This is a genomic window from Catenovulum maritimum (genome assembly GCF_001050375.1).
GTDB lineage: Bacteria > Pseudomonadota > Gammaproteobacteria > Enterobacterales > Alteromonadaceae > Catenovulum > Catenovulum maritimum.
In genome coordinates this window covers 42,758-57,639 of record NZ_KQ130504.1, presented here as the reverse complement: position 1 = coordinate 57,639, position 14,882 = coordinate 42,758, and the positions used below count along the sequence as shown (strand labels likewise).

The following is a 14,882-nucleotide window of genomic DNA, read 5'->3' as shown; positions in this document are numbered from 1 at the left end:
CCCTTTGTTTATAATCTCAGGTCAAATTTTAAGCAGGTTGAGCAATACTAAGTTGCTCTAACTTAGCTAGTTGCTAGCGCCTTTAAAAAATTAAAGCAACAAAGCAGTTAAATATTCATTAAGGAATTCAAATGATAAAGGTAATTTCCACATTATTTTCAGCAAGTTTAGTTCTAGCCAGTTGTAGTTTGACTCAAGTCACACGGAGTCAAACCCATGAGTGGGTGTCATTATTTAATGGTGAAAATTTAGCTGGTTGGCAAGCTGTGTATATTAAGAATAAGCCTGAAATAGGCGAACCGGCGGACTTATTTAAAGTAACGGATGGTGTGATACATGTATATCCAGAGGCAGAACACGACACCTTACAGCCATTTGCCGCTATTATTTCTGAACAAGCCTATTCTGAGTACAGATTTAGCCTTGAATATAAATGGGGTAAAAATAAATTTAAGCCTAGAACTGAACTGTTAAAAGATGCTGGCTTGTTGTACCACGCACATGGTTTTGGAAAGCCGGCATGGCCATTGAGTGTAGAGTGTCAGATTCAAGATACAGACACAGGTGACACATATGCTATTGGTACAAAAGTATCAGCTTTTGTTGATGAAGATAGTTTTAAACCTGCTTCATTTGGTAGTTTAGAGGCATATCACTTTTCGGGTATCAAAGGGCAAGGTAAGCAAATTGAAGTTGGACAAAAAAATAAAATTACCAGAATACGACATAGCCAGTTACTTGAAACTCAAGATTGGAATAGAGTGGAAATTGTAGTGAGAGGCGATCAAGCTATCCACATTATTAATGGTCAAATTAACAAAAGAATTTTTAATTTTAAAAAATGGGATGTTAATTTGAATAAATGGATTAAATTAGACAAAGGCAAGATAGTACTTCAAGCAGAAGGCGCAGAGGTGTTTTATCGAAATATCAAAATTAGACCACTAAATTCAACTGACCCTATTTAGGATGATAGATATGTTTAAAAATTTTTTGTTAGCCTTTACCTGTGTTATGGGTATTAATGCTTGCTCTAGTACACACACCGAATTGCAGGCGAATGCATGGCAACAAGTGAGTGCTAAAGGAAAATTACATCAAAGACATGAAGCTAGCTTTGTTGAGTATAAAGGCAAATTTTATTCTTTAGGTGGCCGTGGGATTAAACCTGTTGATATATTCGATCCTAAATCATCTACTTGGCAGCAAGCGAGTAAGCCACCATTTGATATCCATCACTTTCAGGCTGTGGTGTATCAAGATGCAATTATTATCATTGGGGCTATGCAAGGACGATATCCAAAAGAAACAGCGATTAAAAATATAATTTATTATTACCCAGAACAAGACAGGTGGGAATTAAAAGAAGAAATACCAGTTGATCGTCGAAGAGGTGGCGCTGGAGTGGTTATTTATCAGGATAAATTATATTTAGTCGCAGGCATACGAAATGGTCATGTCGGCGGTTTTGTACCTTGGTTGGATGAGTTTGATTTAAAAACGAGGCAGTGGAAAATTTTACCAGATGCACCTAGATCAAGAGATCATTTCCAAGCTGGCGTCGTAAATGGCAAAATTTTTGCTATTGGTGGCAGAACCACATCCCAAGCGACCAAAGAAGTTTTCAGTTTGGTTGTAAATGAAATAGATCAATATGATATTCACTCACAAACTTGGACAACATTATCAGCTAAGTTAGCGATTGGCAGAGCGGGTACCTCTACACTTGCAGTTAATGATGAGATTTGGTTATTGGGAGGAGAAAGTAATCGTCCAAGCCCCGCCCATAATGAAGTTGATGTATTAAATGTCACCACATTAAAGTTAACTAGCTTTCAGCCTATGGTAGAGGGTAGGCATGGCACAGGTGCTATTTTATATGATAATGCGGTCTGGACTTGCTGTGGAGCAGGGACCCGAGGTGGAAAACTAGAATTAAAAACAATTGAGAAAATTGAATTAAAATAATTTTTTAACGTAAGCCATTTAGTTCTAGTCTAGAATACCTGCATAAGCAGGTACTTTATTATATATTCGGTTTGGCATTAAATTCCAAACACAAGGCATCGTCATGTTTGTATATTCTAATTGGTTAGTCTTTTTCGCTTTAACTTCTTTTAGCTGCCTCGCGTTAGCACAAATGAGTAAAGGCGATATTAAAAACATATATCAGGATAATTGTGCAAGCTGCCATGGCAAAAATTTACAAGGCGGTATGGGCGGGAGTTTGATTGATGCTAGTTGGAAGCATGGTAGCAGTGATGATGAAGTTAGCCGCAGCATTAAATATGGCAAGCCTGATTTAGGCATGCCAGCTTGGCAACACACCTTATCGGACGAGCAAATCCGCAGTATGGTGGTTTTTATTCGAGAGCAAGCGTTTCTTGCTAAACAGCATGGCTCGACAAATAGTTTAAAGCCTGAACCAAAAATTTTTCAATCGAAGCAACATAATTTTAAGTTGGAATTGATTGAGTCTTTTGATGAGACAGTATGGGCGGTAAGTTTCACAAATACTGGGCAAATGTTTATCACTGAAAAACAGGGGCGCCTTTGGTTTAAACCAACAGAAACCTCGGATAAAGTTTTAATTAAAGGTACGCCTGACATTTGGCTTAGAGGACAAGGCGGTTTACTGGATGTCGTCCCGCACCCTGACTATGACAGTAATGGTTGGATATATTTAAGCTATGCTAAGCAGTCTAATGATGGTAAAAACATTGGAATGACAGCTGTCTCTAGAGGAAAAATAAACAAGGCTTCATGGGTAAATGAGCAGAATATTTACACTGCTGAGACAAACCTACAAATAGCAACAGGTGCACATTTTGGCTCGAGAATTGTTTTAGACAAAGGGTACCTGTATTTTTCTATTGGTGATCGTGGTAAAAAAGAGATGGCGCAAGATTTGTCAAAGCCAAATGGAAAAATCCACAGACTGCATGATGATGGCCGAGTTCCGTTAGATAACCCTTTTGTTAATAGCCCAAATGCGCTTAAGACTATATACAGTTACGGACATAGAAACCCCCAAGGATTAGCACTAGATACTCAATCAAATAAAATTTGGTCTACAGAGCATGGCCCACGTGGTGGAGATGAGATTAATTTGATTAAGCCTGGCATTAATTATGGTTGGCCGAAAATTACTTATGGGATTAATTACAGTGGCACCCCAATCTCAGATAAAACGGCTCTACCTGGAATGGCACAACCAAAACATTATTGGGTACCTTCTATAGCGACAGCTGGCGTTGAATTTTATCGTGGTGAAAAATTTAGCGATTGGAAGCATAATTTTTTAGTAACTGGTATGTCTGCTCAAGAATTAAGACGGATTGTGATCAAGGATGAAAATGTTATTCAAGATGAAGTTTTAATCAAGAATCAAGGTCGTGTTAGGGACGTTGCTGTTTCGCCCTCTGGTGATATTTATGTGGCGATAAATCAGCAAAATAAGAAGCAGGGGAAAATCTTTAAGCTAGTGCCTGTAAATTCTCAATTATAGAAAATAATCCAATCTTGTTCACCTTCCTAATTCTAGTTAACGGTTTTGCTAAAGCCGTTAACTCAAATGCATGTTTAGTGCGTCTCAATTTAGTGCCTATTTGTCCCAGCTTATTAAATTTTTAAACTCGAAACCAAGCGGTTTTGGTTAATCATAACTTGAGATATTAAATAAATGTTATATTTTTTAAGAGTCTCAAAATTTCAGGAATGACATATTTTTGTCCCTTAACAATACTTTTCATTAGTTTACCTTGCTTTTTGTTTTTGTAATGTGTTGATTTTAAATGTTTTATTTTGTATTGCTGACTTATTGTATCTTTTTTGCCCACAAGGGGGTTTGACTGGGTCATCTAACTTTTTTACGATAAAAATTGTACAAAATTTACAAAATACTTACATCAAGCTTGTACGTAATTTGTGCATATAAAAAATATCACACAAGTAAATGTGATGGGAGAAACCAGAAAATGTTTAAACGCAAGTCACTAGCAGAACAAATTCGTCTGCACTTACTCGCGTCAGCTACCGTTTTAGCTCCGATAAGCTTACAGAACGTTTACGCTGCCGAAGAACAAGCAGAAGATACCGAAGTGATAGAAGTTACAGGTGTTAGAAACGCATTAAAAGAAGCAAACTTCTTAAAGAAAAATGCAAGTCAGATTATGGATGCGATATCTTCTGAAGACATAGGTAAATTACCCGATACAAATGTTGCTGAAGCATTACAGCGAATTACAGGTGTACAAATTTTTAGAAATGAAACTGGTGACGGCGCCGGTTTTCAGGTTCGGGGGATTAGTCAAAATAGAGTTGAAGTAAATGGTCGTTCTATGGTGTCGAATGGCGATGGAAACCGAAGTAATGCGTTTGACTCTACTTCTTCTGCGTTATTCAAAGGTATAGAAGTTATTAAGTCTCCAATGGCAGACACTACTGAAGGGGCATTAGGTGCGGTTATTCGTCTCAAGACCTTTAAGCCATTAGATTTTAAAAATAGCCATACTTTCTCAGGTCAGTATCAATACTTAGATAGTACAAATAATGATAAAGGTGTTATTGGTACAGCGCTTGCTGCTGGAAAATGGGAAGTAAATGATGGTCTCTTTGGTGCTTTAATCAACGTTAGCTATGAAGATAGAGATATTACAACTAATCGTTTTGGCGCAGAATGGGGTCTACCAAATAATAGACCTAATGTTCAGTGTGGTGCAGGTAGTGGCAACACAGCAGTGGGAGTGTTTGACCCAGCGATAAGTGAGCCTAGTTTAGAGCATCCATGCGCTTATTTAGCTCAAGGTACTATCAATCATGCAGACGGTTCAGTGTCTTCTGGTGTTGATTATCCGGTAAGTGATTTGCGTTATGGTTTAGATGAAAATGGTAACCCGAGAAGTGTCCAATCAGTTGAACCTAGGTTGGCTTACTCAATTTATCATCCAGACAATTTTGTTTTTGAACGTAAGCCATTTAATAATAAAAAATCCGGCTTAGATGTGAATTTGCAATGGTCGCCTAATGAAGATCTAGAATTTTATCTCCAAGCGACTTACCAAAAATTTGAGCAATTTAGGCCACAAACTAAAATTGTTATCCCTGCTGGAGGTGGTGGAAACAATAGTCGATTAGCCGATGGATTTGTTATTCAAGAGTTTGAAAGAGCACCATCTGGCAATGAATACTCAGTATGTGCCGATCAATCCCAGGCCGCTGCAGGCCAAACATTATACTGTCCAGAGCAAAATAATGTTGTCAGAGGTGTTTTGGTCGCAGGTCGCTTGCAATCAGATGCAGTTAGGTTTGCAAATAATAACCAAAATAGTGAGCAAACTCAGAAGACAATTGCTACTGGTTTTAAATGGTTAGCTCAAGATTGGGAAGTCACAGCAGACTTGAATATTTCTCAGGCTAAACAATACACAGATGGTTTAAATTTAAGTATGAACTTTTCTGTTTCACCAGATAGCTATTGGGATTTTAGAGACAACCGGTTTGACATTCCCACAGTTGGTATAATTGGTAGCGATACTTTTTATGACTCGGCATCGGATACTTGTTTTTCTCAAGTGTTAGCTGATCCCGATGTTATAGATAGTAAGTTTATTAAAGGTGAAGTAGATCCAACTTGTGGCACAGATATACTGAGTTATGAAAATTTTTCTTTTGGTGGTTTTAATGGCGAAGAAAGCTGGTTTGGTAACGAAGAAACCGAGTTTAAATTAGATGCAGACCGTTATTTAGATATTAGCTTATTCGATGGTGCGTTTAATTTCACTATGTTTGAAATGGGAGCTCGTTTCACCACAGCTAAATTTTGGAGGAAACAAAACCAAATAAAGCGCATTGATGATCCTAATGCTAATCCAAATGTAAACTTGAACGTAGACCCAATTGTTGGCGACTCTAATCGCGATGGAATTGCAGGTGGTGATGCGATTAATAAATTTATTGAAATGGAAGAGTTTGAGCCATCATTTGTTATTGATGGGGTTGCACCGACACCAGACTTTTTAACCGATTATACAGCATCTACTTTGTTTCCAAGATCCTGGTTAACACCTGTGTTTGGTGAACAATATAATTTATGGTTTGATCGCTTAACAGGCCATGCATTTTGGCGAGAAAATATAGGTAATCAATATCAGGTTAATGAAGATAGCCAAGCCGCTTACCTGAAGCTTAATTTTGAAGGTGAAATAGGCTCAGTTGCTTATACCGGTAATTTTGGTGCTAGATACATTAATTATGACTATGAAATTGAATCAAGAAATTTAAACTTTGATCCTCAAACAGCTCAACCTATCACAGAACCGGTCGAAATTGTTTCTTTAGACGGAATCACTGAAACTGTAAGTTTATCGACGTATTCGCTGAATGTAGAAGAAAGAAGTATCGATAAGATATTGCCTAGTGCGAATGTGTCTTTTGCTTTTACAGATAAGCTCTTTTTAAGAACCGCCTTTGCTACAGCTATTTCAATGCCTAACCCTGTTGATTTAGCTGAAACAGCACCAGTACCACAAAATACGGATGAAGATGTTTTAAATTATCGTACAGGTAATGCTGATTTATTACCATATGAAGCTAGTCAATTTGATGTCAGTTTAGAGTGGTACTTCTCTGATACAGGTTTACTGTCAGCAGCGTTATTTAAAAAAGATATCTCTCGTTTTATAACTCGAGTATCTCGCATCAGAAAACCAGGCCCAGAAGATGGTTTAGGCGAAGCGATTGAAAACAGTAATACCTTATTAAAGGAAAACCGACCAATTAATACTTCTGGCGGCACGATTGAAGGTTTCGAATTTACCTACAGAACAACTTTCGATTTTTTACAGGGTTGGCAGTCAGGTTTTGGTACCGAGTTTAATTACACTTATATAAATAGCTCACAAGACTCAGGAAGTAATGAACTCACAGGCGAAGCTTTACCAGTTCAAGACCAATCAGAGAATAGTTATAACTTTGTCGGTTTTTATGAGAAATATGGTTTCTCTGCCCGAATTGCTTATAACTACAGAGATAGAAGTTACAAAACGATTAAATCTATTGACCCTGATAGAGGCGGATATTTATCCCTCACTGAAGTTGAAGGTCAGTCTGATCCATATATTGAAGTCTATTCGAATAATGCGCCTGAATTTGAAAGAGCGCGCGGCCAAGTTGATGTGTCTTTAAATTATCAAATTAATAAACATTACTCACTTTTTGCTCAAGCAAGCAACATAACGAAAGAACCGATTGAAAAGTTTGTTGCATTACCCGGCATGACTAGCAGCTTTTTGGATGTCGGAGCTTCTTATAAAGCAGGTATCAGAATTAGCTTTAAATAATTTTTTTACTCAGATTAATGTTTAGAAAACGGCTAAAGTCCGTTTGAATTTTGGAGAAAAATGATGAATTACGCGAAACAAAAAATGCGAGATTCAGGACTTAAATTACTTACCTGCGCAATGATAGTATCAAGTCTAGCTGCGTGTGGTGGTGGTGAAGGTGAAAATACAAGCTTACCGACAGTTGGACAACAACTTAGTGATAGTGAAAAAGATAGATATTATGTACCACTAGAGTTTTATAATTATGTGTTTTTTGATAAAAGCCAATTTAGTGGGCTTAAATACCAATATCCAGAAAACTTTGATGGCGAGCTACGAGCAGAAGACAGAACGAATATTATCGCTGATAGTTTCCCTGGTGATGTACACTATGCTCGTTTTATTGTGAGTGGTATAGCGACCAATGCAACAGCCGAACTTAAGGTTACAGGAGCTGAGTTTGCGCTTGACCCTGCAACGGGTATTTTTGATGAGACAACTTATGAAGATGATTTATCTAAATTAAGTTTTCAATCTGGCGGTGCTACGGTTTCAAACGGTGATTGGGTATGGCTTAAATTCGATGCACCATCTCAATACTCACAATCAGGGAGCATTGCAAGCCACTCAGTATTAATTGAGCTTGGAAATCAAGTAAACCCATTAACTGGTGAAGTACTTGTTGAGAAAGATACTGATACTGGGTTAGCCATTTTATATGATCCGACGACTGGCGAAATAATCGAAGACGAAACGATAGGTGTTACCAAGCCTATTGGTACTAAGGTAGCGTTTATCTCGGCAATTAATCCAATGGAAAACGCTAAGCCGCTTTCATTTGAATTCAAAGATAGTGTTGGGCAATCTGCAGTCAGTGCTGATACTTATGTCGTAACTAATTCTGTCAATGTCACCTCTATTACTGAACAATTGATTGAAGAAACAAATGATAGGAGTTTATTAACCTATAAATTTGAAGGTTTAACTGCTGCTTCTGCTCCAATTTCAATTATTGGTGCAGGCGAGTATTGTATTGTGCCTAGAGGTAGTGTCGAGTGCGGTGCTTGGCAAACTGCCGAAAGCACAATTAAACCACTTGAACAAGTAAAAGTAAAAGTTAAGGCTTCTGCTACTAAGCTAGCGGAAGTCTCTGCTCGTTTAGTGATAGGCGAAGGTGATCACTCAGCTTGCTTAACACAGGCTGAAATTGATGCAGATAGTGCAATTCAAGCTGATTACCAACAAAGATTGGGCGAATGGGAATCTACTGAGGCAACTAGGGAGGAGCTTGAAGGAGATGCTTTTATTCCTAGTGAGCCACCGCTTGTATACGATAATGAACAGATGGTTTGTGATATTTTAACTGTCGCCACATTAGGCGACATTGAATTAAACAAAGCGTTAATGTTCCCACCTCAAAACTCTTTTACTACTGCAAATAAAATTTTGGCGTACGGTTATGTCGATTTGAGAGAATCAGCAGAATCTAGTACTCAGTTTAATAAATTAGAGCTATCTGGTAGTGCTGGCACTAGTAACTTACTCGATACTAATTGTAATCAAGAGCAAACCCGTTGCTTATGGGAAGCCGAGTTGGATTTGGTTGATGGGATAAACGATTTTAATGTCTCTTTTGATACAAATGTTGGCGAACCAGTTGAAGTCGCATTCTCTGTCACTAAGGGCTTAGATGATGAAGGCTTCCCTAGTTCAGTGACCTACCCAGCTATGCATGAGATGAATTCAGTGAGGGATATTACGATTGACCGCGCTAACAATAGGTTATTAGCTTTAGAGTCACAATTTAGAGCGGCTAAGATTGTTGGGATCGATTTAGAAACGGGTAATCGAGTCATACTTAAAGATTTATCTAAAGAGCCTGAAAATTATGCAAATACTTACGGTATTCAAGTAGATCCTGCAAATGAGAGAGTTCTTGTATCGGTTCGTTCAGGTGGTCATTTCATTCAAGCATTTGACTTAGCGACTTTTACTGGCATTGAGTTCAGTAAAAAAGGTGGCACAGGGGAAGGCACAACACCTTTCAACATACCTGGACAGATGGATATTGATGAAGTAAACGATCGTTTACTTGTGACAACAAATAATCCTAACAGCCCCAAAGGTTTATTTTCTGTTGATTTAGCCACAGGTGATAGAACGGTTATTAGCCAAGACTCTGCTCCATTTGGTGCTGCGTTTGATAAAGATAATAATCGTTATTTAGCCATGGTAGGTGATTCAGCTCAACCTATTGGAACTATTGATATAGTAACGCCAATCCAGACTAAGCAAGATTATCACTTCTTAGGCAGTCATTCATTCTCTGATGCAGATTCTATTGCTGTTGCATCTTGGTCAAATCTTGAAACGTTTGAATCGATTCAAGCTAAGTATGAAGGAAACTACATGCCTGAAGCTGGTAATGGTTTTGCTTTAGTTATCGATAGACCTAATTTAACTATCCATAAAATTGCATTAGAAGATGGCTCTGCTTCTGTATTCAGCAGTTATGATCTGAATTCTCCAGAACTATCGGTACCTAGCTCTGAAAATGGCTTTGCCTTTGTCGCAGGTGGAAATGACGGCAATGGCTACGGTTTAGAGGCCATTGTTATCGAAGGTGGTTTGGGTTATGCCGTAGCGGTAGATAATGAGCGCGATGCTATATATGGCATTGATTTGAGAACTGGTACTCGTGTTTACATTAGTAAATCAGCTAAATAGATAGTTGTGGACTAGGTGAACCCCTAGTCCTTAACCTTTATGGTTAGAGGAAAAATTATGATTTCAAAATTCTATAAGAACATTGGTAGTAGGGTCTTTGCACTTGCTACATTGCCATTTTTAATCACAGGTTGTGGTAATACAGATGATGACAACATTATCGTTGACCTTGGTGAAGACGCTAAGTCGTCATTATCATCACTTGGTATGAATGATACTTCAGGCCGACGCCTAGATACCCCAATTGATGTCCAGACTGTTGTTATTTCAGGTTTAGCGGACAATGAAACGACTTTACTATCAATTAACAAGCCATTTGAGTTTTTAGTCGAAAGAAAAAGAGATAATTTAACAGCAGAAGAATTAGCGGGTAACCTAAGTAACGCTTGTGAAAAAGCGCTTGATGGTTTGCTAAATTCAGATTCTGATTATGTTATCTATACAAATGAAGTGATCATTCCTGGACCTGATAGTGTAGATCAAGAAACCGGAGAACCTATAAGAGATTGTTATTCAAACCATAGTCAAGTGGTTATGAATGGAGATAAAGTTACCATTAGAGTGCGTACTTCACCAGAACCTCAATCTGAGTTAATTGGACGAGTAAACTTTGGCGACACAGTTGAGTCTTTCTCTGTCATTACTGGTGACAAGGATTTAACGCCTGAGGAATTTGTCTTCTATGAAGGTACCCAATTAATTGATAACCCATTTTCTGGTTTAGTTGCTGGTCGTGAATATCAAATAAACTTTGATATTAAAGACACAGACTACACGACTGTTGTTGAATTAAGTGATTCATTAGCCGATTTAAACCAGGATGGTTTTAAAGATACGGATGAAAACAACGATGGGTTACCTGATGAAGACTTAAATCAAGATGGATTTATTGATGTTGATTTAAATGCGGATTCTAAAGTCGATAAAGACGATAATAATGATGGCTTCATTGACGTCGACAATAACACGGATGGAACAATTGATCTTGATATTAACTCTGATGGATTTATTGATATTGATGTCAATGACGATGGTATTGTTGATGTTGATACTAATTCAGATGGTTACATTGATGTCGATCTAGATGGAGATCTTACACCAGATACTTATATCGATGTTAATAATGACGGTGTGTTAGACAGAACTGATTTTTCAGTTGGTTCTGGTATAACTAATGTCCCTGCGATTGCGTTTGCAACACCAACTGCTTATGTTAGTCCGACGAGTTATGGCGCCCCTACTGCGATGCCTGTATTGTTCCCCAAAGCGAAATATAAAATTGGCTTAGGTGGTGTTTTGACGACAGAATCTCAAGAGTTGGATTCAATTTCATCTAAAATTTTATTTGATGTCGATCCGCTTGCTGAAGACTACGAGGAAGCGAGCATCAAGCTTGGGTTAAACTTTAAAGCTCCAGAACTTGCAGAGGTAGGAGAAGAGCAAGAAAGTTATACTATTACCCTGATAGTTGGTGATAAAGAGGTGATTTACCCTGTCAATATTGATACAGATATTTCACCAATGGAATTAGAATCTAAAGTAAACACTACCATTGACACTACATTACCAGAAGAAGATCAACTTGATTACGAAGTTGATGAAAGTGGTCACGTTTTAGGTGTTAACGTATTTAACAAGCAAACAAATTCGTTTAACTATTTACAAGCTAGCACTAATGTATACGGCATTAATGCTCTTACTAAAGTCAGCATTTCTGGTGGTGAGTATAGAGTTAAAAGTGTTGATGGAACATTAACAGAGTGGACATCAGCAGATGGCTTTGTTGATGCTTATGGGGTGATTCTTTATAGAGCAGAAGCTAGTCAACCAGATTCTACTTACACAGTCGTTTTGACTGTAGGTGAAGGTGACGAAGCGAAGACGACAGGTTTTACATTTAATACAGAAGCTGCAGATACAACACCTAATGCATTCAGTATCCTAAGTAAGGACAAGCAGAAAACTAATAAGTTAGTTGAATCTGACACCTTCACTGTAAATGGTTTTAATACTGGTCTACCGATATCAGTTGTAGGTGGCTCTTATTCAATTTCAGGTGGGCAACCAACCTCGGATAGTGGAATATTAAATCCAGGTGAAACTTTAACTGTATTTGTTCAATCTTCGACACAAGTTGAAGAGGAAACAAGCGCAACCTTGTTTGTTGGAGAAGGGGATGCACAGCAATCAGCTAGCTTTACGGTTAAAACAGCTTCACCAGAAGATGAAGGTGCGCCAAAAGTTGAAATCATGTTCCCACTTGAAAAATCAGCAACGACTGCAGATAAGATTTTAGTGAGAATATCCGCTGAAGATATAAGTGATAAATCTGGGGTGCCAGCTGTTGGTTTAGATACAGTTACTATTGCAGGTAACCCAGTTTCAGTAGATTCGACAACAAACACATACCACACTAACGTTGATTTGAGCTCTGGTGAAAATACAATTGCTATTCGTGTTGCGGATAAGAATGGGAATGTATTTGAGAAAGCTATCAGCGTTACTCAAATAGCGTCTGGAGACTCATTTGGTGTAGGGATGACGGATGGAGTTGTTGAAGATATAGATTTTGATCCTGTTCTGAAACGTGTATTTGCCGTCGAAAGAGCTGCAAGCGGTGCACAAGGTTTATATGTACTCGATACTGCAGTTGCTAGCTTCAGTCAATTAGCGGCTGGCAGTATTGAGAGCCCTAACTTATTACAAAGTGTGTTATTTGATGCTGATAATAACCAAGTGTTAGTTGGTTTAGCGCATGGTGTTCAAGGTATACAATCAGTGAACTTGAATAATGAATCAGTCACTTATTATAACAAGCAGCATGGTAATTTTGGCGGTGGTAATGATGCTATTATCAGCCCTCGAGAAATGGTTATTGATAAAAATCGTGGATTAATCTGGATTAAAGATAACCAAAGGTTAAGAAAAATAGAGTTAGGCCGTTCAACTTCTGGGCCATACGGTGCAGTGGCGGAAGGCTCTAATGCAACTGAATCAACATGGGGTACTGAAGGTGGTATTGCGCTTGATTCTGTTAACGATAGATTGGCTTTTGTTACTAATAATAACTCTATATTTTTGGTGCCTATTGTTGGAAGCGATAGTTCAGCTACTGCTCCAACTGCGACAGAGTTAACACTTAGTAGCAGTTTATCCGGGGCTTCTTCGATAGCGTATGATACCTTGAATAACAAAGCGCTTGTAACTCAGGCTACCTCATTAGTTAGCATTGATTTAGATGATGGTACAGTTACAACTGTTACTGATGGGACTGCTGATATAGGCGGCTTCGGTAAGTTAGATGCAGTGGTATTTAATCATGAACTGGGACTTGCTTTTGTCAATGATGAAAATAAAGACTCAATAATTGTTGTTGATATACGTACCGGAGATTCGGCTATTTTAATTAAAAAATAACCAATGATAAGAAATGGCATCACTTTTGTGTGGTGCCATTTTCTTAAAACTAAAAAACCGATGTTATTGCTAACATCGGTTTTTTTATATGTGGACTAGATAATATCTCGCTAAAAAACTAGCGGGTTATTTCTTAGCCAAAAATTGAGCGCATTAGTGAAATAACTTGATCAACGCTTTTACCTGTTGCAGCTTGGCTAATAATTGATTCACGTTGAGCTTTAATGTACTCAGGCATACCTTCTTCAGCTAATGCTCTATCAACGATCACTTCAATTGACTCTTTACTGCGAGCTTTACGAGTAGATGTCGATGATGATTTTCTTGGCTTATCTCTTAATTTTACGTAATTAGAGCCTTGAGCGAACTCGTCAGAAACAAAGAAAAATAAGTCGACTAAAATCGCTCTAGACTGCCAAATAACTGCTTCGTCGTCGTTTTCTGGTTTCGGCGCTTTCCACCAAGCTTGGGTACGAATTGTTTCAATTAGTTCGTTCCAGTAGCCATTGAAATCTCTCGTGTTGAATTTAGCAATTGATAAGGCTTGGCATAGTGGTTCAATTTTAGCATTAGTTAATGCAACGAATTGATCTGGTCTACGTAAAGCAAGTAACCTGGTTGCTGGTACTAATGGCGCTTTGGCGCCATCAGCAAACTCTTGGAAAATGGCTTGATAAGCACTGACAAAGTTTAGGTAGTCAGCTTTTGTCACTTCACCTTCTTCTGGAATTAAGCTTAGAGCTTGCTCAAATGCTGTTGGGTTTTGCGTAAAAGTAGTGATGAAAACTTTAGCTGCTTTACTTGAACTAAATAATTCAACATCGAATTTGTATACGCTAATGTCATGCTTTGCAGTATGTTTACCGGCTATGGCTAATAGATCTTCGTCTATCATATCGGCAAATGGCGTAGATTGAATTTGCTGAATATAGCTAAGTAAATTTAATCTTTCACTGAGTGATTGTCTTTCAGCATTGGCTGTAATGTGCTCATAAAATGCAGGCCAAGGCGCGATTCTAAGCATTTTCAACTGGCCAATATTAATGCCGGTTTCAAGTGTATCTTGTAATTTTTTTAAAGCAGGTAGCTGTTCAGGCTCTAAGAGTTCTAGGTTTAATTCTTCGCGGCAAAGACGGTTTAATTCCTTACACCATTCATAAAAATTCTCTGGGCGTTCAGTTACTTTTGTCGCCATTAGATTCAGGGTTATTTCTGCAACATGTTTTAGCATATTTTGATAAAGAATCGTTTCAGATTCAGATAAAGACATGTTGACTGGGGCCGCTAGTAATTTTCTCATTAAACCGTATTTACTCCACTGCTTAAACTCAAGATATGAGTATAGGCTGTATTTTTAATAAAGGGCTTGAAATGATACGGATATAGCCAACATAGGCAATGATTAATTTTGATTTG

Annotated in this window: 7 protein-coding genes; 6 read left to right on the top strand and 1 reads right to left on the bottom strand. The window is 38.0% G+C overall.

The genetic code is table 11. From position 1 onward, the window contains the following. The first annotated feature begins 131 nt into the window (after positions 1-131). The 6 genes from XM47_RS16460 to XM47_RS16430 all read left to right on the top strand — a co-directional run bounded on the left by XM47_RS16460 (position 132) and on the right by XM47_RS16430 (position 13,466). Positions 132-968 carry a 3-keto-disaccharide hydrolase gene (locus XM47_RS16460; RefSeq protein WP_048694988.1) on the top strand — a complete coding sequence of 279 codons (837 nt, stop codon included), beginning with the start codon at positions 132-134 and terminating at the stop codon, positions 966-968. Between the two features lie 10 nt (positions 969-978). Further along, positions 979-1,968: a Kelch repeat-containing protein gene (locus XM47_RS16455; RefSeq protein WP_053084596.1), complete on the top strand. Its 990-nt coding sequence runs from the start codon at positions 979-981 to the stop codon at positions 1,966-1,968. 103 nt (positions 1,969-2,071) lie between these two features. After that, positions 2,072-3,508 carry a PQQ-dependent sugar dehydrogenase gene (locus tag XM47_RS16450; RefSeq protein WP_053084595.1) on the top strand — a complete coding sequence of 479 codons (1,437 nt, stop codon included), beginning with the start codon at positions 2,072-2,074 and terminating at the stop codon, positions 3,506-3,508. Between the two features lie 469 nt (positions 3,509-3,977). Further along, positions 3,978-7,340, top strand: coding sequence for a TonB-dependent receptor (locus XM47_RS16440; protein WP_048694983.1), 3,363 nt, complete (start codon positions 3,978-3,980; stop codon positions 7,338-7,340). 60 nt (positions 7,341-7,400) lie between these two features. Then, positions 7,401-10,049 (top strand): YncE family protein, encoded by a 2,649-nt coding sequence (locus XM47_RS16435; protein ID WP_216595995.1) that lies wholly within the window; start codon positions 7,401-7,403, stop codon positions 10,047-10,049. Between the two features lie 57 nt (positions 10,050-10,106). Then, positions 10,107-13,466, top strand: a complete 3,360-nt coding sequence (locus tag XM47_RS16430; protein ID WP_048694977.1) for a hypothetical protein — start codon at positions 10,107-10,109, stop codon at positions 13,464-13,466. A gap of 133 nt (positions 13,467-13,599) precedes the next feature. On the opposite strand, the gene XM47_RS16425 is transcribed toward XM47_RS16430, so the two are convergent. Next, a complete protein-coding gene (locus XM47_RS16425) occupies positions 13,600-14,766 on the bottom strand; it encodes a hypothetical protein (protein ID WP_048694974.1) in 1,167 nt (388 codons plus the stop codon). Positions 14,767-14,882: the final 116 nt, after the last annotated feature.